The organism is Desulfomonile tiedjei (assembly GCA_016212925.1).
GTDB lineage: Bacteria > Desulfobacterota > Desulfomonilia > Desulfomonilales > Desulfomonilaceae > JACRDF01.
Window position 1 is genome coordinate 26,553 of the sequence record JACRDF010000050.1, and the last position, 21,211, is coordinate 47,763.

Sequence of the window (21,211 nt, forward strand, 5' to 3'; positions counted from 1 at the left end):
CTCAATAAACGATGATCGGCTTCTCCGGGTCCAACTGATCGAATGCGTCGCCGAGTTGCGGCAGTGGGATAAGCGTGGCCCCTGCAATGTGCTCTTTTTCATATTCCCCGGGCTGCCGGACATCCAGTAACGTATATGTCCCGGTCTTATGTTTGTCCATGAAGTCCTTTAACCCGGATGGCTCCAGGGCCTGCGCTGGTGTGAAAAGCTTTTTCAAAGTCTCGAACATCTCCTGAGACCTCCTTGTGGAGATTGCCCCGGCCTGTATTGACAGCGGACCGAGGTCGATGCAAAACAAGTTGGGCCGAGGCCAAAGACATTATTTTCCAGTGATTGCAGCATAGAGGAGACGGGTGAAAAATTCAACGGAGCTATTCAGCCTTGATTTGGCGGGCCATGCCCGTCTACTTTGGTCGATGCCGGCGCCAGTGACCGCAGCGCGTTTTGGAAGATCTGTTCTGACAGTCGCCATTATATGGGTTACCACTATGCAAGCTTGCAGGCGGTCCCTTGCTTCCAGGTGCTCAAGATCCATAAAAGTTTCTTGTACTCTACGGTGAATTTTCATGTAAAATCCGAGAATCGGTCCGGACTAGGACCGAATCTTCGAAATACTGCACGAGATACCAGCCTAGACGCTCCCAAACGTAAGTCCCGTTGTCATGTGCATTTGACGGGAGCCGCCGGCAGCCGGAAGAGGACGAAGGAATGCCCATTCTCTTCGGACGAGACAAGAGCAAAGCGTTGTTCGAAGCAGCCCAGAAAGGCCAGCACGAAGTTGTTAAGCAGTTTCTGGCAAAGGGAGTCGACCCGAATTCCAGAGATGAAACCGGCGCTACGCCCCTTGTAAAGGCTGCGCTGGCCGGACATCAACGCGTAGTGAAAACTTTGCTGGATGCCCGGGCTGATGTGAATGCAAGCGACAGCAAAGGGTATACAGGCCTCATAGCCGCCTCGTATGCAGGTCACAAAAATGTTGCGCAGCTATTGCTCAGCAAAGGAGCCAATATGGACCTCCGAGATGAGGAAGGCTGCACGGCTTTGATGGTGGCTGCCCGTTACGGCAAAACCGAGATGGTCAAGTTTCTTTTAGATCGTGGCTCCAACCCTGATGCCCGAAGCGACAATGGCAGGACGGCCTTGACGATCGCGCTCGTGGCAGGACACCCGATCGTTATGACGAGGCTGCTGGAACAAGGCGCAGATGCGGACGCCAAAGACTCAGCCGGGTGGACCCCGCTGATGAGGGCCGCCTTCGACGGCCACCTGGGAATGATGAAACTGCTGCTCAAGCGGGGCGCCGACGCCAATGCCTCTGACAATGCCGGGCGCTCCGCGTTGATGAAGGCTGTGTATCGGGGACACAAACCTGCCACCGAACTCCTCTTGGAAAGCGGAGCAAATCCCGACGCGCAGGATCGCGCAGGGTGGAGCGCGTTAATGGTCGCTGCGGACAAAGGCGACGTTACCTTCATGAGGCTCCTTTTGGACAATGGAGCTACAGTGGACTTGGAGGACAGAGCGGGCCGCACGGCTTTGATGTGGGCCGCCCGCGCGGGTCGGACTCAGGCGGTTCAACTGTTACTCGACCGCGGTGCGAGCGTCGAAATGTCTGACATGGCCGGCATGACTCCTCTGGTTTGGGCATCTCAAGAGGCACACGAAGAGGTAGTGGAGCTGCTCCTGGAGAGAGGGGCCGCGGTTACTTCCGAGGCTGAAAAAACCATCGAGACTATGATTGAAGTTTCGGGTTCAGGACGCACCGAGGCGCTGGAACTCACCCTGGACCAAGGCTTCCTGGTTGAAAGAAAACCCAACGGTCAACCGGATCTGATCCGGGCCGCGGCGGCAGGCAACGTGGAAGAGGTACGAAGCCTGTTGAGCGCCGGCGCTGACGCGAACACTTCCGACGTTCACGGCCTCACACCTCTGATGAGAGCCGCGTTCAGAGGTCATCGGGAAGTCGTCCATATTCTCTTGGAAAACGGTGGGAACATAGAAGCGCGGGACAAGGGTGGCAAGACTGCTTTGCTCAAAGCTTGTTCAGTCGGGGCGGTGGATGTGGTGCGCCTGCTGCTCGAGCATGGAGCGGACCCCAATGCCGCCAACCACCACGGGTTGACACCTTTGATTAGGGCTTCCTATAAGGGGAATCTCGAAGTGGTGCAGATCCTTCTCGAAGCGGGAGCAGACCCAAATGCACTGGATAAGGCCAACCTCTCCGCCGTAGCATGGGCATCGGTAAAGGGACATGTCGAAGTCGTAACAACGCTCGTCGCCGGCGGCGCGTATGTGAAGCGGCCGACCATGGAGGAGGAAGAGGCATACCCCGAGTCTTCAGACAACGAGGTGGACGATACCACTGACACAGATAGCCACGCCGAAGATGTGCTGTCAGAGGACTCGGACAGAAACACGGAAGCCTTGATCGCTGCTTGCCTGGAAGGGCGATACCAGGACCTTGAGCCCCTTTTGGACGCCGGATGCGACGTCAATGCTAAGGACAAGGCCGGTCGGACTCCGTTAATGTGGGCCTGCTACAAAAACCGGAAAGACGCTGTCAGACTGTTCTTGGGGAGAGGGGCGGCCGTCAATATGGCGGACCAAAAGGGACGGACGGCCCTGATGTGGTGCATGACGTACGCCGCCCCGGACCTGATTGAGGCCATCGTGGATGCCGGAGTGGATATCGACACCAAGGATAGCAACGGCCGGACGGCCTTGATGTGGGCGTGCCTCAGTGGCAGGGCTGAAATCGTGAAGCTCGCTCTGGCCGCCGGGCCCGACCTTGAGACGCGAGACAAAGACGGCCGAACCGCCCTGATGCTGGCCTGTGAGAAAGCTCACATCGAGCCAATCCAGCTGCTCTTGATGTGGGGCGCGGATGTGCACACGGCGGACTACGCCGGCCAAACATGCCTGGATCGGGCCAAGGAGTTGGGGCTTCACGAAGTCCTGCAAATCCTGGAGGAGCATCAGCGCGGTTGACCCTTGTGGGGTTTCCCTGGGGCTTTCGTCGAGGCCGGATTCATTGTCCATGGTCAAAGCCCTCGCGGTAAGGGAGTTGTCCTTGAGGCATTTCCTGATTACATTTTTAGTGGCTGAGGTTGAAATTGGCAGGCAGGAGTTGAGAATTAAGGTGTTTGCGAACCAACAATTGCCGAAGAGGCTTGCAGAAAAAGGGCCGGATGGATGGCTGAACTTCTTTTCCAGGTCCAACGTCTGCAAGCGCGCGTTTATCGTGGCTGTTGCCTTCCTGATGGCGTTTGCATGGACCTTTGCTCACGGGGAATCCGCGGTGCCCGCTGGGGAGCCTTCCACAAACCTCGCTGAGCCCGATCAACAAGATGATGGAAAATCGCCGGACCGTGTGTGCCCGCAGTGCGGCGAGAAGGTTGCCCCCGAAAAGGCGTGCAAGAGCTGCGGACGGATCTTTAGAGGCTCTACCGGCGGAGTGGACCCGACCACCGGAGTTCAAAACAGGCTAAAATCGGACTTCAGCAACATTGATAGGACGAAAAGCAACATTAACCAGAGCACGCGAAGCCTGAACAACAATCTTAGAAATATGAACCAAAACATATTCAGAATTAGGGACATCAGACGACGATTATGAGAAAAGTCCCGGAGAGTAGAAACTGTCTCAAAACCGAGAATTTCACCGCATGGTGGTAGGGGCGGTTCGTGAACCGACCGGAATCAGGGCGCTTCTCGAAGCACGCCGTACCTTGAAATCCTTCCATTTCAGGGTTTTGAGACAGTTTCCGTAGGCCGGCACCCACCAATTTTCAAGAGGCGCATTTCATAATCGGAAATTATCTTTTTGATGCTTGCTACACTTCCATGAAAGCGCAGAGACATAACACATTCAGGTACGTTTGGTCGCCTAAACATACCTAACGGTAGGCTTTGTCAGGATTTTATCTCGAGGAAAACCAATGTAACTTGTTGTATTAATGTTGGTTTCATTGTATCAACGAGATTGGCATACTAATTGCTCGCTCCTACAACGGAAGACCCGCGCCCGCCACGGCGGATCTGGAACTAAACGGCTTTCTCTGTGGGGCCCCCGGGAAACCCACCGAGCAGGAGCGCAAAAACCCATGACCAGGCAACAAGTCGTAGCAGAGCTGGCCCGAGACGGCTATCAGCCGTTTATGCGGCCCTTCATGGGCTCCGTAATTACAGCGGAGGCCTGGGCTAACAGGGCCAGAAACAAGAGGATGGTAATTGTTCTGTACCGAAAGGATACCGATGAAATAGTGGATCTCCGCAATCTCCCTGAAGATGAGGAAAATAGGCCGGATATCGACGCCTTTGTAGACGACTTCAAAGACAACGTCTTTCAGGCTCACTAACCGTCAAAGCCACACCAGTCCGGGTTCCCTTGCCGTGAAAGCAAGGGCAAGGCATGTGGTGTCCTCTTCCTCCGCCGACTTCTTTCCTTGCTGCCCTTCCTCTTAGAACTCCACCCCTTTTTGGGCCTCAATGCCGGAATCGTAATGGTGTTTGACGTCCACCATCTCTGTGACGAGATCTGCCGCGTCGATCAATCCTTTGGGCGCGTCACGGCCTGTAACCACGACGTGTACCGATCCCGGGCGACTCGTCAAAGCCTTTAAAACTTCTTCAGCGTCGAGCATTCCGTAATTCATAGGGTAGGTAAGCTCGTCCAAAACCACCATCTCGAATTTCCCCGATCCGATGGCTTCTTTGGCGAAAATCCAAGCCTCTTTGGCTGCCCTTGTATCTTGCTCTATGTCCTTGGACGCCCAGGTAAACCCTTTCCCCATCACATGGAATTCCAGAAGTCCCTTGAATTTTTCGGCTGCGGCCATTTCGCCGTATTTCCAGGAGCCTTTGATAAACTGTATCACACACACCTTGAAGCCGTGGCCCAAGGCTCTGAAGGCTTGGCCTAAAGCGGCCGTGGTCTTGCCTTTGCCGTTACCCGTGAAAACCATCAACAGACCTTTTTTCATAGGTTCTCCAATTGGTCGGTCCGGGCGCGATTTAACCGACGCCATCCAGGGGCCTCTCCAGGGATGGCTCTCCAGCGCCTACTAGCTGTTTCGTGCAGGGGTCCGACAAAGACCTGAATCGCTATTGGATCACCTGCGCCTTTCCAAGAATTTCCTGCGGGAACTTCAGGCCCAGGCTTTGCATCATCGCCTGATTGACCAGGATTTTCGGATCCGGGTCCGTCTTGACCGGGACGCTGGACACCGGTTTCCGATTGACCACTACGTCTACCACAGAGTCGGCCAACATGGAGCCCAGTTTCACGTCATCCGCCACCATGCCCACTACGGCCCCTGCTTTAACCGGCTTCTCGGCGAAAGCGAACATGGGGGTGTTTGTGCTGTTGGCAACCGCCAGCAGGGACACAGTGTTGTCCATTACAAGGCCTGTATTGCTGATTATAAATATGTCAACCTTGCCTGAAAGCTTCTTGGTTCCATCAACCAATTGGTCTCGGTTGCTCGCTACCACCTCGTTGTACGCGAGCTTTAACTTCTGGCACTGTTCACGCGTGCCTTCTTCATCAATGACCGCGCCTGGATGGCCCTTCTCCAGCAGGAGACCCACGCTTTTTATATTCGGGAAAAGGGCTAACATCACTTTGAAGATCTCTTGATAGGGGATGAAATAGGTTACGCCTGTTATGTTCCCCTCCGGCGCATTCAGGTTCTTAACGGTTCCCAGGTAAGCCGGGTTGTTGCAGCCACCCACAAAGCATGGGACCTTGGGTTTCACTTTAGCTAGAAACTCCGCGCCGGTGGATCGCAGGAAGACAATGCCGTTCGTGGTCGACTCGAACTCACGAAACAGCGTTTCAGCTTCTTGCATGTCCTTGAGTTCTCTCTTGAGCTGGATTTCCATATTTGGAGCGCTGCTCCTGGCTCGCTGCATGAACCCCATCAGCACCGAATTGGTCATGCCGGATTTACCGACCCACATGACAGCGACTTTGTTGTCCGCGGCTTGAATCTTCCCCGGCATCACCATCAAGGATGACACCACCAATCCCAACAGCAACATCACGGCCAATTTCTTCATTGGTCCTCCTGTTCGATTTATCCTCGTTTATGCGAGACGAACGTATTGTTACAGCGATCGGTAATGGCAGAGAGGATTGCCCCCTCCGCAATTTTCGGGAGACCTTAACCCTATCCTTTCTAATACCGCGTCCAACTCTTGGCAGGCCCGCTGGAGGCGCATCATACCGGTGCCGACGGCCCTATTTATCGCCCCTCCTTTGGCGGATCAATCCGATCGGAACCGGGCTCAATGACCCAATTTTGCTTCAGTTTTTTCAAGATACTTCCGCAATTGGTGAAAAGTCAATCAAGAGTTCCAACTTTGCACTTAACAAACGGTGTCTCGGAGAAATCCGCCAACATATAAAATGGTAACCGTTCACCGGGACGGTCTTAAGGCCTTAGAATCACGATGGGGGAGGCTTGGAGGGGGAGATGGTCTCCCCCTCCATCCTCACCGGGCGCAGAGCCGTCTCAAGCCCGGTGAACGATTATATAAAATGAGATGTTCGATGGCATGGCCAAGACATAAATGCCGATTAAGTATATGGCCCGTGCCACACTTTTTCCCTGAATAGCAATTGCTTGACCCTCTTTACTTGGAGAAGTAACTTTAAATCAAGGCGATTCGTGGTGTCGGAAGCGACAAGAAAGGAAGGACCGCAAATGGAAGGAACTCACGAGCACCAACATGAGCATGTTCACGAGCATATTCATTATCACTCGCATGAACACAAACATGGAGACGAAACTCACAGCCATGAGCACTCCCATGCGCACAGTCACGAACATGACCACACCCATGCTCATGAGCATGTACACGCTGCCGGTACCGGGCACAGCCACGAGCACCATGGTGATCACGGGGCGCACAAGCACACCCATGCAGCCCATGAAACGGAAGAGCATTCTCACACACATTGACCGGTTGACACCCGCGGCATGGCCCGGGAATCGAAAGACCTGTGAATTAAGCGGAATACTCTGCCTTGAAGAGAGCGGAGAGGGAAAGGGAATTTAACCCCCTCTCGTTCCTCTTCCTCTCAAAGCCCTCATGATTTAGGCCGCATGAGGAATCTCCTCTTAGCTTTAGAGCTTTTCGCTCCATGTCATTGCAAGCTCGGCAGGGGGTGAGTATACTGGAGTCGCGGCGCCGGCCGTGGATTCTCCTTTGGCTCCATGGCTCGCGAAAACTGACGGAATATCCGTACATGCGGCGACTGCTGTTCGTGCGGCTCACTCGCTATTAAACAGGCCAACGCGCCGGAATGCGGACCGCGGACTTATTCAGCGTGCCATAATGAACAGAATTGCGCTTTCCATAATAATTGCATTGTTCCTGGCCCTGCCGCAAACCTCTTGCATGTTTTACTCTTTGAAAGCAAACCAGTCAGATCAGGTCGTGCCGGCGGAGGGATACGGGAGTCTCGACAAATTTCCGTTCAAAGAAGCATGGTACGGGACGTACTTCCAGGAGGATAAAATAGGTTGCAGCCATTTCAAGATCGAGCCCACAGGATCGAACTTCACGATAACAAATGATTCGACGATGAGACTCAAAACCATGAAAGAAACCAACGAGATTGTCATGAAAGAGATCGCCACGGTTCGGCCGGACATGACCATGGTTTCCTTCCAATCGAATCATCGACAGAACGACAAAAATCTTAAGATAACGGGAAGAACGGAAGGCGGCCGTTTAGTGGTGACCAGGACCACTGGGGGCGAGGCTCTCAATACAGAGCACCCTTTTGAGGACAAGGTTTATCATTTTAGCGCCAGATCTTTCATGCCAGCTCTGAAAGGACTCGAAGATGGTAAGGCCTACTCGTTCATTGAATTTGACCCCAACCTACAGCGCACACGAAAAGTGGATCAGCAGGTGTCCAGCGTGAAGGGAGACCCAGGCCCGAATGGGGCGATGTGGAAAGTCACGACCAGCGACGGCCGGTCGGTGGTGCATGAATGGCTCGATAGGAAAGGCCTTGCAGTCCTCCAAAAAGCTGTGAACGGTGATCTCGTAACCGTCCTCGAAGATGAAAATGCAGCGAAGAAATTCTTGCAGGCTAAAACTACAGGCAAGGACCTGATCCTGGACGTGAGCTTTATCCCGGTCAGCCCCAAACTACCCAATCCGGAAAGACTTCAGTCGCTGAAACTGAGGATGCAGGGGATCGATCCAGGCCTTATAGCCCGAGACTGGAGGCAAGTGATCTTGCCGGTATCCACAGCCACCTCTTCGGAAGGCTTTGACGTTGCAGTTCGTACGGAAGATCTAAAGCGATTCAAAAGCGCGGAGCCAACAGAATCACGAGACCCATCTTTGGAGAAATATCTCGGCTCCACGTTAGCCATACAGTCCGATCACAATGAGATCGTCGCCCAAGCAAGAAAGGTCGTTGACAGGAACGAGGGGACCCTGGATAAGGTGATTAAACTTGTCCGATGGACCGCGGAAAACGTAGAGAACAAAATGCAGCGTTCATTCACCGCTTTAGAGGTCTTGCACAGCAAGACGGGTGAATGTCAGTCTCACGCAACCCTGTACACGGCACTGGCCAGGGCCGAGAAAATTCCGAGCCGAGTGGCCACCGGCCTGGTTTACACCGATCGAGGGGGTTTCCTTTACCACGCTTGGGCTGAATCGTACGTCAATGGATGGCTTGCAGTGGACCCTACTCTGAAGCAAGTTCCCGCTGACGCCACACATATCAAGATAGCCGCGGAACAGGAGGGAGACGAAGCCGCTTCGATCTTAAAAATGCTGGGAAAAGTAAAGATTGAGCTTCTCGAATACAACTAGAGAAGAACAAAAAAGATAGTCGCATGTGCTCAGTTGGTCCGTACATCCTTGTTGGCAGGAAACGGCAAGAATATAATAGCTCGGCGAAAATTTTTGGTGAAAGGAGGACATTTCACTATGCCCACATGCAAAATAACCTACTGCGGGGCTTGAAACTACGAGCCGAAAGCCGCCGGTCTGGCGGGCGAACTCAATAAGGAACTGGGAATCGAGTCAGAGCTGATCCGTTCGAGTGGCGGCGTCTTTGAAATTGAATATGGAGGCAAGCTCATTTTCTCGAAGAAGAAATTGGATCGTTTTCCTGATCCCGGTGAAGTTGTCCAGCTAATCAAGAAAGATAAATAACCCACTCCGTGAGTGGCAAGGCGAAAAAGCCATGAACCATTCAGGAGAGGGCGGTGGACTGTTGACGCGAAGGCTCTTGCCGGCCCCGCTGTACGTGTTGCGAGGTGCTTTGTTTCTTTGGGCGCACCGCGAACTCTGGAAGTATGCCGCGGCGCCACTGGCAATAAGTCTAGTGGTGCTTGGCGGTTCCTACATATTGCTTTACTATGTCTTCTCCCATTTGGTAGGCCAAATGATGGGTGGGGAATGGTACTGGCAGGCCCTGTACTATATGCTTCTTGTAATAGTCGGCCTGATTGTGCTTGTTGTTTTCTTCTTTATTTTCACACTGGTTGCGTCCGCGCTGGCTTCACCGTTTAATGAGGTGATTTCTCAAAAGACCGAACAGATAATTACCGGCACATTCCACGAGGCCCCTTTCTCAGCCGCGCTGCTGCTTAAGGACTCGGGTCGAGCAATCGCCCATTCTTTCAGGATTCTTGGCTTATACATTCTGTTGCTGGTGCTTGTTCTTCCGCTACTGCTGATTCCCGGAATCGGCTCCCTTCTGTTTGCCGTAGCAAGCGCACTGTTATCCGCGTACAAGTTTGCTCACGAATATCTAGGATATCCAATGGACCGGCGCCGGTTCTCGTGGCAAGAAAAGAGGGCCTTCCTCAAATCCGGATTCCGCTCCATAATGGGCTTTGGACTCGGCAACCTGGTAATCGCCTCGATTCCCGTGGTGAATCTCTTTTTTATTCCTGCCGCGGTAGTGGGTGGAACGCTGCTTTTCTTAGATTTGAACGAGCCGGAACAAATTCACGCTTCAAGAGGGACAACTTGAGGTGATTCGGCATGTAACCATTCAGTCTTGCGGGGGTAGAAGGGATTCTGAGCCCTGAAGGGGCGTACCAACGGTAGCCACGGGTGTAACCCGTGGACTGGAAGTACTGCTCCAGCCCTGAATCACCGACCCTGGAGGGGTCGACCAATCCCGAAGTCCAACTCATATTCATGGTCGACCCCTCCAGGGTCGGTGATCCAAATGATTGTGTGGACCATTGTCCACGGGCTTACGCCCGTGGCTACTCTTGGGCTGCCCCTTCGGGGCATGGGAGACGCTCCCGCACATAAGTGAATGATCACTTCGGCATTGTTGCGGCAATTGACACGGTGCCCTCGATGAGCTAAAACGCAAAAGGATCTGCGCCGGCGAGGAAATTCCCCGGGGAAAATCCTCTTCTGGAGAAAAGCCTCCGCGGTAATCTCCGTGTGTTCCTGCCCGCGGGTCAACGAGCACAGGTTTTGCGTCTTGCCCTAACCCCAGTCTGCCTCGGATCTATGAAGATTTATGACAATAATCCCTTGCTCAAAGGCAAGGTGGAACCAGCTTCGGGGAAGCCATGATCACAAGGTGTACGCACTGCGGCGGCTTGATGAGGATAAACGAGAACGCTCTTCCCGAAGGCCGTTCGGTCAAGGTTCGCTGTCCCCTTTGCAACGAAATCGGCCCTTTACAGGATGCCGCCTCCGCTAGCGGGCCTGCCGAAGGCGGGGGTGGTTCTGCTACTCGGCCCCATGACCAAACTACCAGTGAATCCGGCGCCACTCCATCGGACGGCGGAGCAAAAGGCTCTCCGTCACGAATAACGGGGGACTTCCGTTTCCCCGCGGAACATGGACCCGTTTCGGCCCCGAAGAGGATGTTCAGCCGTAAGGTGAAGATGCTGTTATGGATTATAGGATCACTCCTGGTGGTAGGCTTCTTTGCTTTGCTCGTTAACATAATCCTACCGGGCCCGTACGGAGGCGGCTCGGACACCGGATTGCCGTCCAGCGAAGAGTCTTCCACCAGGCCGGAAAAACCTCGGCCATCGCAATTGGAAAGGGAATCCGGGCGTATTCCGGCCCGACGCTGAGATGTTCCCTGGTCAGCTCACCCCGGTTGGCCGAACCGAATTTGGCCGCGCTTCATAACCCAAATCCTAAGCGCGTGGCCGCAGGACAGACCCGTGATTGTAGTTCGCTCGATACAGGAACAGAGAGAAAGAGCGTACCTTGCGCCGTACGCCCTTTTGTCCGAGAACTCGCGTGGCAGAGTCCATCCGGAAGAAGAGTGCATGTACCGCACCTCTTTCCAGAGAGACAGAGACAGGATAATACATTCAAAGGCATTCCGCAGGCTCGAGTACAAGACCCAGGTGTTCGCGTACTACGAGGGTGACCATTACAGAACAAGACTCACTCATACCCTTGAGGTGGCTCAGATTGCCCGAAGCGTGGCACAGTACTTGGGAGCAAATGAAGACCTCACTCATGCCGTGGCGCTGGCCCATGATTTAGGACATACCCCTTTCGGTCACGCCGGGGAACAATCTCTCCACGCTCTGATGGCCGACAATGGAGGATTCGAGCACAATACCCAGTCATTGAGAGTCGTGGACTTGCTCGAAGCAAGGTACCCCGAGTTCCCCGGACTCAACCTGACGCACGAAACTCGTTCCGGAATAATTAGGCATTCGACCGTCTACGATCATGCCCCGGAAGAATCGCTCAGGGAGTTCATGGCTGAGCCTCAACCGTCGCTGGAAGCTCAAATTGTCAACCTTGCGGATGAGATCGCCTACAATTGCCACGACATTGAGGATGGGCTGCGGTCAGGTTTTTTCGATGAGCGCGATCTTTCAGAGCTGGAAGTTTGGAATGAAGTGACGCGAATCATCAGGGACCGCTATCCGGATCTGGATAGGGACACTCTTCTGTATCAATGCATCCGTCTACTGATCGACGCGTTCATACGGGACCTTGTGAAAGCCACAGAGGAAGCTCTTGCTGAGGGCTCTTTCCAGACCCCTCAGCAGATTGTCAACATGATTAGTCCGGCAGCCGCTTTTTCTCCCCGGATGCAGAAATGGAAAGTTCAACTTAACGGGTTTTTGTATCAGCGATTCTACACCCACCACAAAATAATGCGGATGCAGTACAAGGCAAACCGCCTGCTGACCGACCTTTTTGAGGAATATGTCAAACGCCCCTCGCAGCTCCCTCCAGGGGTCCAAAAGAGAATTTCAGCTAATGTGGAGCCGCCTGAAAGAATAGTCTGCGACTATATTGCCGGCATGACGGACCGCTTCGCTCTCGACGAACATCGGAAGCTCTTCCTGCCTTACGAGTACTGATCTCGCCACACAGCTACGGACATGGATGGGGGTTGGCTTCGTCCAGCTCCCGGGCGGTTTCTCGGGCCCTTTGAAGATCCTCGGGGGTGTTGAGGTTCACGATGAAGCGAAGGCCGGGATCAAAAACCCTCAGGTCCTGCTCCGGGATTTCCAAGACCTTCACCCTGTTCAGGAAGTCGATAATCTTGAGATTGCCCTCATTGAGGAGTTCCTCGATGAACGGGAGGCATCGGCGAGAATAGATTGCGTGGAGAGGCTCCAAATACCCATGGACACGAGGAATGACCACATCGTGATCGTTAATCAAATCAACCATGTACCTGATGGGCCTATGAAGGATAAACGGCATGTCGCACGCGACCAGGAACCCGTGGTCCGCCGTGCATACTGAAAGCCCTGTGTACAGTCCGCCCAGAGAGCCGGTCCCCGGAAACTTATCTCTGAACATCGGAAGAGCTAGAAATTCAAAATCTTCGGGGGAATTGGTCACCACCACGGTTTCGATGAACAGTTCCCTTAGTGTGGAAGCCTCTCGTTCAATTATTCTCCGGCCTCCCACCTCCAGAAGGGCTTTCTTGATGCCTCCCATTCGACGCGACTTGCCTCCGGCGAGAAGGATCCCCGAAACTGAAGCCGATCTGGCATTGATGATGGTGCGCGACTGTTCAAGCATGAGGTTTTGAAGCGTCTGGCGATTCTTCGAAAAACTTGGGGCGTTTTCGGGCAAGAGGTCTAGAGCGATTCTCAAAAGTTCCGCCCGAAGGGCATCGCACTGCGGGACAAGCCGGCAGTGACACCCACAAGTTGATCCGTGATTACTTTCGAGAACCGCTATAATACCAGTGTGCGCTTAAGCGAACAAGGTTGGATGAGGGTCCCTTCCGGCGAAGGCCAATCCGTATAAGATGTCGGGCCGGCTTTCGGCTATTGACTTGCAGGGCCTTTCTTCAGAGGTTGGGTGTCGGTCTTACCCCGTTCCGGTGCGGCCTGGTCCGGCTGAACTTCCTGAGCCAGCTGAAGGCCTTTTTTGGTCAGGCGCTCGTAATTCCTGGACAACTCCGTGAGCTGTTGGCTGTACAGATTGAGGCTCTTCTGATACTCATCGTACCGATCCCTACAAGACCTCTCCTTGACGAACCGATTGAGCGAATTCACGACCAACTCTCTGAGAAGCATCAGTCTCTTATAAATTACCAACTGCTGGACTATGTTGTCGTCAATGGATTGCAGGGTCGGGAACCGACTCTTGTCGCAGATGTTCATCAGGCGAAACGCGAGTTGGTCATAGCTGCCCAACGTTTGCTTGATCCCCCAGATTTTCTCGTTGATGTCCACCAGCAGTTCAGCGAATCTCTTGTATGGTTCAAAAGCGGTAACAGGCCGGTCAAAGACCTTGAATTCGATTTTGTCCACCCATTCGGCTTCCTCAAAAGCCAGGTAGCCGCCTGTCATGACGCGAAATACCGCGCCGGGGTTGAGGTCCCGGTCACGCACCAGTTCCGTGCTCTGAGGTACTAGTTCACCGACCCTAATTTTTCTGTGATCCGGTGTCTTTGTGGTGATTTCAAACCTGCCGTCTGTTACCTTTTCGGGAGGTGGGACCTCCTGAGAGCCTGCCACACAGGGCAGCAAAGTCAGTGCCAGCAAACAAAGCAAACGGACCAAAACCAGGCTCTTGTTCATCGCGCTTCTCCTCGTAGGCAACATGAGCTACAGCAGGTCTAAAATTTCTGAACCTTGGCATTTACACCGAATCTGTCAAATTATACTTGATAAATCGGCGCAATGTCAAGATTTACATAAACAAATTCTGGGTTTGCCGCTCTGGTACAAACCTTGTCCCCTGGCGATTGCAGCCACGCGGCCGGTGCATTCCGAACCCCGAACCGCCCGGATCTGCCCCGACCGCGAAGTGATGGTGGTTCTCAAAAGTCTTTTCCGAATGGGGTCGTCCCGCGTTGGCGGGACACCCGCAAGTCAAACCGTGATTACTTTCGAGGATTGCTACAACAATCTATTCCGAACCGGAGAGAATGTCCCAAGGGACTATGATTTTGCCTCCACGCGCCGCGATAATTCTCGCGATTGCCCCTTTGCCGTTAACGTCGGCCATCGCTAAGGGAGAGTAACCCGAGTCCGACACGACGTTGACATCCGCGCCGCGTTCCACCAGGAGGCTTACCACTGCAGGGCTTTTTCCATCCACCGCAACCAGCAGAGGGGTCCTGCGATCATCCATGGCGGAGTTCACGTTTACGCCTTTGTCCAGCATGAGCTTCACTATATCCGCGTCGCCGGATGAGACTGCGGCCATCAGGGCGTTCCAACCGCCGGCAATCCTCGAGCCGAACGGGGACTCTATGAATGCGGTGCCCTTGGTGCGATTCTTCGTGCTTGCGTCTTTTTCCAAGAGCAATCTCACCACGTCTTTATGCCCGCGCTCTGCAGCCATCATCAGGGGCGTGACATTGTCCATACTTGCTGAATCGACATCACCCCCGGCTTCCAGAATCTGTCTCACCTCATTGAGATTACCGCGCCTGGCCGCGTTCAAGAGCAGGTATCCCAGTGGCTTGACCTCATAGTCCCCCTGTGCGAGAGCGGCCGCTGTACCGGCCGCACTGGGACGCCTTACCGCTATGCTTAGACGAAGCACCTGGTCCTTGTTGAACAACGACGCGGCATCCGTCACACCCCGTGCGTCGGTCGTGGCAATGGCAATCCGTTCCCTTAGCGATCTCGCGCCGGCCGTCCGACCGCTGACAAGAACCGTACTGCTGGTGCCTCGTTCCTCCCATACTCCCGAAGGCGACAGCTCAAATTTCACGGTAACTGCCACCGGGTCCGGGGTCGGTTTTACAAAGAAGACCGTGCCGGTCCACACCAGCGTCAGGGTCCCCATATCCTCCTCTATGAGAAGTCTGTCCCCGACGACATTGATCACGCCCGGATTGTAAACCTGAGCGGTTGCGGTTCCGCTCAACAGCAACAAGGCGGCAAAAAGAACCACTAACCCAACTGGCTTCCTCATGTGGAACCTCCTGGTGTCTGTCTCGCAATAGAAATTAGACGGGCTGCTGCTTTGGAAACGGCTCAGTGCCCCCATTTCACTGCGTCGGCCCCATGTAGCTCGTGCACGCGGCGCTGGTGTCGCCGCCTATGCTTGCGGGGCCCACTTCTCATCAAGATGACGCGGATCTGTACTACGATATCACATTTGGCCGCGCGGCTACTAAGCATTTCAGGGGCTTGCTGACCTCTCTTGGGTTAAGTTGTTGACAAAATGGACAAAATTCGATATAAGAAGGTACGTTTTGTGTACGCTGTAAGGGGGACAAGATGAAAGCCAGTGGCATAGCTCTAGTCTGCTGCCTGGCGTTGCTTTGTGCTTGGGCCTGCCCCGACAAAGCCTCTGCTGTAGAGCGGAAAAGCGTCGACGATCTGCTCTTGGAGGCCTTTGAGGCCGAAAAAGCCGGCGGCGATTCCGTCAAGGTAATGGAGAAGTTTCAAGCTGTCCTTAGCTCCGATCCTGACAACTATTTCGCTCTCCTGAAGATGGGTTTGATGAAGGAGGCGGAAGAAGGCACCGGGTCCGGCTCAGCGGCTGCCAATTATCTCCTTCGCGCGGCCCTGGCCAAACCCAATAGTCCGGAAGCCTTTCTTTACCTGGCACAACTGTATTACAAAATAGGCTACATACCGGAAGGTGATGCCTACCTTAGAATGGCCCAGGGATTCGGTCGAGGCCTGAATTACGAAGGCGTCTGCTTGCTGGGTTGGCGATATGAAGACACGGGGAATTACTTCGCCGCTGTCATGACATATGCTCCCGCGGCGCTTTCCCTCGATTCCCAATTCCGCGGAGACCCTTTTCTGATCAAGCGTCTCTACACAGCCGCTCTCATGTCCGGTAAACCGTACGACTGGGTTTACGAGGTCAGCCGGTTACTCTTCCGCCAAACGGGCGGGGAGATAATTGATCTGGTCAACGACTACGTCCTCCAGGGATTCCTCAGATCTCCGCGTCTCAGAGCCGCTTATTCGCAGAAAGAGGCTGCCGAATTGATCATGCGGCAGCTCATCCTCAATGAACTTAAAAGTTACGCGGACCTGGCCAATCGTGTCCCTGAACGCTACGAAATGCCTACGGCTTTGTACAAACTGGTCTACTGCGATCCGTCCGAGATTCGCGGAAAACCATTCAAGGACCCTTACGAAGCATTTGTCCACGCCTTACCCGACACCGCCGGAGAGCATGAGCGAGTTCTGGGGGAGCTTCTGACTATCCGTGAAGAAGCGCTCAAAGAAATTGCCGCTGCCAAGAACGATGAAGAAAAGGCGAGGCGATTGCTATCGTGGCTAAAGAAGAACGTTCTAAAGGATTATAGCGCCATCGAAGGTGCTTCGGCCAAGAGTGTCGTGGACCAAAAGAAGTTCGACGCCGTGACCGGGACCATCCTGTATGTTCTGCTGGCGCAAGACGGGAAACTGAATTCAAGGGCCTTGTTGCTTCCGGGTCATGCTTATTCAGTGGTAATGGTGGGCGACAGGACGATAGTAATAGACCCGGCGGTTGAAACCAATGAGGGTTTCGATATAAAACTCGAGACCCTGGCTGGTTTTAGGGATCGAGATGCGGCCTTGAACCAAACTCGCCACGAAACTTTGGACGAGGTTTCGGCTCCAATGGAGCTGGTCGCGCAGGAATTCGCGGACGTGGCTGTCAAGTCGGTGGATCTGCTGGCTCTCAACAAATACGAATCCTTGTTCAGGCGCATACTGAAAGAGCAGTTCGGCTTCGATGACACCACTCAAACCGAGTTGATACGGGGACTGCGACGCTACGGATTCGCACGAGTACCCGCAGGAGACGAATTCTTCAGCCTTTCGCTCAACTCTCCTGAGTTTGGAAATCTGACCCGGCAGATGGCTGCGGCTGACGACCGGTTCAGACAGGAGACCATCCGGCAATATGAGCGTAATATCCACATCCTGAGAACTGCCAGGAAGTTAGCGCCGTTTGACATGAAATTCAGAGACCTCCTGGATGACTCTATAATAAAACTGGCACGATACGAATATGAAGTCGCTAACACCGCCATGGTGGAACGGGCCGCAGAGCGTGTGAGAAAATTCCTGGAAATCAACGAGGCCGAATTGCCTGCGCTCTTGCAGGCATTGGGAGGGGCTAAAGGCTCTGCTGCCGCGGGGCTCCTGAAAAGAACCGCCAGAGCACAGGCTGCAGATGGAACCGAGGAAGAACGAAGGGAGAATTGGGCCCAGGAGCGCGATTATTGGCTCAAAGGGCTGAAGCGGCTCGCGGACGCGGTCAGGCAGTACCCATGCGATGACCGGCTGAGAAGATCTCTCGCCGAGGTTTACAGCAAAGGCCTTACCCTCGCGGAACAGCGACAAGATCTGGCGTTTGGCGACGAATTGAAGAAGTACACCGCGGGGTTGACGCCGTAACGGCGGTGTGCAAGCCCTATCTTGTCGGTTCAACAATAATCGGAGTTGAAAGACGCGGGGCTTCTGAGCCCCGCGGTCGGTTTACGCTAAACCCTGAATAATAGTCGATGGACCGGCGGAATGCCGGTCCATCGACGACCCGCCAAATACTGGTCCTACTTGCCCCGAAGCACCGTTTCCCCCGCGCACCTGGACACTTGTCAACAGCTCATCCTATAGCGCGGGCACGGGGCCCGTTTCCCCCCGCGCACCTGAACGCTTGCCTTTCCTATTCCGAATTCTATTGCAAAGATCTGTACCCGCCCATAGAATGAGCTATAGAAGAGTTGTGAAAAGGGGCCTCTTTTGGAAGATCAGACTATCCTCGCCACTTCGGAAAACTTCGGGACCGTCTCGGTCTGCCACGGCGGAGTCGTACATATCAACCTGCCTCATTGCAGCCTGAAATTTCTTCCCGCGGATTTTGCGAAATTCTGTGAGTTGATTGCAAACGCGCGCATGAAATTCGATTTACCCAGACGCGCTGACGGGAAACCTCATCTCCAACTAGTGCCCAGCGACATCGACCAGACCTCCGCTTCAGACGACCAGGACTGATTCCGCCGAACAAGGATAGCGGCAGCGTCTAACCCCCGACGAAATGCGTTCCTGCCACACTTCCACCACCCTGATTCCGGATTTGTAATATTTGCTGGAAATTTTGTATGATTTCGATTTCTGGGACAGCATGCGACCGATTTTGCAGGTTTTGGTCCTAATATAATGATGCGAAACGTTTTGGGAGTGAACCATGGCCAGGAAAAGCCGACAGGCAGTCATAGTCGTTGACTTTCAGGCGGACTTCACGGAACTCCGCAATGGCGCCCTCGCGGTTCCCGATACCGGAGCCGAGTACGTCGATGAAGTCATATCCCGCACCTCAGCGTTCAAGAAAAGCGGGCTACCGGTTTTGGCCACACGGGACTATCATCCTCCTGATCACATCTCCTTCTTCACGAGCCATCCGGGGACCATACCGCTGGACGTGATCGAAACGTACGGCCATGACCAGGTGCTCTGGCCCCCGCATTGCGTCCAGGGGACACCAGGCGCGGAGATCCTTTTACCACCCGACCTGATCTCCGCCGTCGTTTCTACCGGGGACCAACCGGACGCGGAAAGCTATTCCGGATTCCGGGACGACCTCGGCCGCGATACTGGGCTCAAAGGCCTTCTGGAAGACCTGGGAGCGAAAGACCTCATTGTCTACGGATTGGCTACTGATTATTGCGTGCAGGCAACGGTAATGCACGCCCGAGAGGAAGGCTACGAAGTAACTTTGGTGAAAGGCTTAAGCCGAGGGATCACTCCTGAAGGGACCGAGGCCGCGCTCGAGGAGATGAAAGCCGCAGGCGTCAGGATCGAGGACTGATACGAAATCGCCGTTCAATTGAATAGCCTCCGTGGCTCTGGTGGGACAGGCGTCTCGCCTGTCTGTAGATCGATCTGGATCACAATGCCAGAACAGGCAATCCCGCCAGAGGCGGGACTGTCCCATCATCAAATTGTCGGGTTTGGTACTTGTTCCCTACATGGGAACTAACGAGAACTCTTGGCGAATGCGACAGACCTCTTGCTACCTGGCGAATTCTACAGCCCGAGCCTCGCGGATAACCACTATCTTTATCTGACCGGGGTAGGAAAGCTCCTTTTCGATCTTCTTGCGGATATCTCGAGCCAGCAAAGTGAGCCCTTCGTCGTTGATATTCGAATTCTCAACGATAATTCGAATTTCACGGCCCGCCTGAATGGCGAAAGACTTGCTCACCCCTTTGAAAGAGTCCGCTATGCGCTCCAGGTCTTCCAGGCGCTTGACGTAATTCTCCAGCATCTCCCTGCGAGCCCCGGGCCTGGCTGCGGAAAGGGTATCAGCGGCCTGCACAAGAACAGATAGAGTGCTGGTAGGCTCTTCGTCACCATGATGGGCCGCTATGGCATTGACGATCAGCGGTGATTCGCCGTATCGCCGCGCTATGTCCGCGCCGATGATCGCGTGAGCGCCTTCCACTTCGTGATCAATAGACTTGCCAATGTCGTGCAAGAGCCCTGCGCGTTTAGCCTTCTTGGGGTTAAGGCCCAGTTCCGCGGCCATTATGCCGCACAGGAAAGCAACTTCGATGGAATGCTGATAAACGTTTTGTGCAAAAGAGGTCCGGTACTTTAGCTTTCCGACCAGCTTTATCAACTCGGGATGGATCCCGTGAACGCCTACGTCAAAGCTGGCCTGTTCGCCGGCTTCCACAATAGTCTCTTCCATCTCCTGAGTGACTTTTTTTACAACTTCTTCAATCCGGGCAGGATGAATTCTACCGTCGTTGATGAGTCTTTCCAGGGCTATCCTTGCAATTTCCCGCCTGATGGAATTGTACCCGGACAGTATCACCGCTTCGGGCGTATCGTCTATTATCAGGTCTATTCCGGTGGCGGCTTCTATTGCTCTGATATTACGACCTTCGCGGCCGATTATTCGCCCCTTCATTTCCTCGCTGGGAAGACTGACTACGGAGACTGTGCGCTCGGCAACGAAATCCGCAGCGAATCTGCCGACGGCTACGGATATGATTTCCTTGGCCTTCTTGTCAGCCTGCGTGTGAGTCTCCTCTTCGACTTGACGCAGGATTCGGCCGCTTTCTATTCGAGCTTCGTCCTCAACCTTCTGCAGGAGTATTTCCTTGGCCTCCGTCGCGGACAAACCGGCCACATGTTCCAGTTTTTCCAGTTGCTTCTGGACAATATTGTCTATTTCTTTTTCTTTATCCTTTAATTTCCTGTGCCCGGCGTCTACATCCTTTTCGTGTCTGGCCACTCCCGCTTCTCGGCTCTCGAGTTGCGAAGCCTTTCTTTCCAGATTCTCTTCTTTTTTCAACAGTCGGGACTCACGAGCGGAGAGTTCCGACCTACTTTCCTTGATTTCATTTTCCAAGTCGGTTCGCGCTTGGAACAACTTGTCTTTGGCCTGTAGGAGCGCCTCTTTTTTTATTGTATCAGCCTCTTTGTTCGCGGACTTGAGGATTTCGTCCACGACGGCTCTGGCTGAGTCAAGCCGCCTCTTGTCCAGGATTCTGGCAGCGACGTAACCTGCCGCAATTCCCATGATCGCAGCGACAAGGGCAGGAATCACTAAGGGGAAAGATTCCACAACCCCTCCATTTATCTAGTTTAACGGGATGCTTGCGGAGAGAAACCCAGAAAGGATGTCAAGTATCGGAAGAAGGTCCCAAGGGTAAAAAAGTTAAGCCTAGCCAGTGATTACCCAACAATAACGCATATATACGCAACCGAACGGTCATCCAAAGGCTTTCGTCCACATCCCGGTAGTTGTGTGTATCCAAGCAAATCGATCAGGAATAGTT

At 53.9% G+C, this 21,211-nt stretch carries 19 protein-coding genes; 11 read left to right on the forward strand and 8 right to left on the reverse strand.

All coding sequences use genetic code 11. The features are described from left to right. Position 1: 1 nt before the first annotated feature. On the reverse strand, positions 2-229 hold the full coding sequence (locus HY913_22365; protein ID MBI4966041.1) for a rhodanese-like domain-containing protein: 228 nt from the start codon (positions 227-229) through the stop codon (positions 2-4). 479 nt (positions 230-708) lie between these two features. On the opposite strand from HY913_22365, the gene HY913_22370 reads away from it, so the two are divergent. The 3 genes from HY913_22370 to HY913_22380 all read left to right on the forward strand — a co-directional run bounded on the left by HY913_22370 (position 709) and on the right by HY913_22380 (position 4,358). Then, positions 709-2,988, forward strand: a complete 2,280-nt coding sequence (locus HY913_22370; GenBank protein ID MBI4966042.1) for an ankyrin repeat domain-containing protein — start codon at positions 709-711, stop codon at positions 2,986-2,988. Positions 2,989-3,037: 49 nt separating this feature from the next. Next, entirely contained in the window at positions 3,038-3,616 is a 579-nt protein-coding gene (locus tag HY913_22375) for a hypothetical protein (GenBank protein ID MBI4966043.1), read from the forward strand. A 487-nt stretch (positions 3,617-4,103) separates the two neighbouring features. Beyond that, positions 4,104-4,358: a hypothetical protein gene (locus tag HY913_22380; protein ID MBI4966044.1), complete on the forward strand. Its 255-nt coding sequence runs from the start codon at positions 4,104-4,106 to the stop codon at positions 4,356-4,358. A gap of 102 nt (positions 4,359-4,460) precedes the next feature. Here the strand turns inward: HY913_22380 and cobO are convergent, their stop codons facing one another. The 3 genes from cobO to HY913_22395 all read right to left on the reverse strand — a co-directional run bounded on the left by cobO (position 4,461) and on the right by HY913_22395 (position 6,950). After that, a complete protein-coding gene (cobO, locus tag HY913_22385; protein ID MBI4966045.1) occupies positions 4,461-4,982 on the reverse strand; it encodes a cob(I)yrinic acid a,c-diamide adenosyltransferase in 522 nt (173 codons plus the stop codon). A gap of 121 nt (positions 4,983-5,103) precedes the next feature. Then, positions 5,104-6,060: a hypothetical protein gene (locus tag HY913_22390; GenBank protein ID MBI4966046.1), complete on the reverse strand. Its 957-nt coding sequence runs from the start codon at positions 6,058-6,060 to the stop codon at positions 5,104-5,106. A gap of 599 nt (positions 6,061-6,659) precedes the next feature. Beyond that, a complete protein-coding gene (locus HY913_22395; GenBank protein ID MBI4966047.1) occupies positions 6,660-6,950 on the reverse strand; it encodes a hypothetical protein in 291 nt (96 codons plus the stop codon). Between the two features lie 391 nt (positions 6,951-7,341). Between HY913_22395 and HY913_22400 the strand changes: the two genes are divergently transcribed. From HY913_22400 to HY913_22420, 5 genes are all read left to right on the forward strand, one after another. Next, positions 7,342-8,844: a transglutaminase domain-containing protein gene (locus tag HY913_22400; GenBank protein ID MBI4966048.1), complete on the forward strand. Its 1,503-nt coding sequence runs from the start codon at positions 7,342-7,344 to the stop codon at positions 8,842-8,844. 177 nt (positions 8,845-9,021) lie between these two features. Next, positions 9,022-9,189 carry a SelT/SelW/SelH family protein gene (locus tag HY913_22405; protein ID MBI4966049.1) on the forward strand — a complete coding sequence of 56 codons (168 nt, stop codon included), beginning with the start codon at positions 9,022-9,024 and terminating at the stop codon, positions 9,187-9,189. A 31-nt stretch (positions 9,190-9,220) separates the two neighbouring features. Then, positions 9,221-10,015, forward strand: a complete 795-nt coding sequence (locus HY913_22410) for an EI24 domain-containing protein (protein ID MBI4966050.1) — start codon at positions 9,221-9,223, stop codon at positions 10,013-10,015. A gap of 559 nt (positions 10,016-10,574) precedes the next feature. After that, positions 10,575-11,090: a hypothetical protein gene (locus HY913_22415; GenBank protein MBI4966051.1), complete on the forward strand. Its 516-nt coding sequence runs from the start codon at positions 10,575-10,577 to the stop codon at positions 11,088-11,090. Between the two features lie 93 nt (positions 11,091-11,183). Next, positions 11,184-12,350: a deoxyguanosinetriphosphate triphosphohydrolase gene (locus tag HY913_22420; protein ID MBI4966052.1), complete on the forward strand. Its 1,167-nt coding sequence runs from the start codon at positions 11,184-11,186 to the stop codon at positions 12,348-12,350. Positions 12,351-12,363: 13 nt separating this feature from the next. Here the strand turns inward: HY913_22420 and HY913_22425 are convergent, their stop codons facing one another. The 3 genes from HY913_22425 to HY913_22435 all read right to left on the reverse strand — a co-directional run bounded on the left by HY913_22425 (position 12,364) and on the right by HY913_22435 (position 15,381). Next, the gene (locus HY913_22425; protein MBI4966053.1) at positions 12,364-13,098 is read right to left on the reverse strand and encodes a molybdenum cofactor guanylyltransferase; all 735 of its coding nucleotides are present in this window, start codon (positions 13,096-13,098) and stop codon (positions 12,364-12,366) included. A 176-nt stretch (positions 13,099-13,274) separates the two neighbouring features. Then, positions 13,275-14,033 carry a hypothetical protein gene (locus tag HY913_22430; protein ID MBI4966054.1) on the reverse strand — a complete coding sequence of 253 codons (759 nt, stop codon included), beginning with the start codon at positions 14,031-14,033 and terminating at the stop codon, positions 13,275-13,277. Positions 14,034-14,364: 331 nt separating this feature from the next. Beyond that, complete coding sequence (locus tag HY913_22435; protein MBI4966055.1) at positions 14,365-15,381, reverse strand: ankyrin repeat domain-containing protein; 1,017 nt, start codon at positions 15,379-15,381, stop codon at positions 14,365-14,367. A 308-nt stretch (positions 15,382-15,689) separates the two neighbouring features. Between HY913_22435 and HY913_22440 the strand changes: the two genes are divergently transcribed. From HY913_22440 to HY913_22450, 3 genes are all read left to right on the forward strand, one after another. After that, positions 15,690-17,819 carry a hypothetical protein gene (locus tag HY913_22440; protein ID MBI4966056.1) on the forward strand — a complete coding sequence of 710 codons (2,130 nt, stop codon included), beginning with the start codon at positions 15,690-15,692 and terminating at the stop codon, positions 17,817-17,819. A gap of 345 nt (positions 17,820-18,164) precedes the next feature. Further along, on the forward strand, positions 18,165-18,416 hold the full coding sequence (locus HY913_22445) for a hypothetical protein (GenBank protein MBI4966057.1): 252 nt from the start codon (positions 18,165-18,167) through the stop codon (positions 18,414-18,416). A 193-nt stretch (positions 18,417-18,609) separates the two neighbouring features. Beyond that, positions 18,610-19,230: an isochorismatase family protein gene (locus tag HY913_22450; protein MBI4966058.1), complete on the forward strand. Its 621-nt coding sequence runs from the start codon at positions 18,610-18,612 to the stop codon at positions 19,228-19,230. A gap of 204 nt (positions 19,231-19,434) precedes the next feature. Here the strand turns inward: HY913_22450 and rny are convergent, their stop codons facing one another. Further along, positions 19,435-20,997 (reverse strand): ribonuclease Y, encoded by a 1,563-nt coding sequence (gene rny, locus HY913_22455; GenBank protein ID MBI4966059.1) that lies wholly within the window; start codon positions 20,995-20,997, stop codon positions 19,435-19,437. Positions 20,998-21,211: the final 214 nt, after the last annotated feature.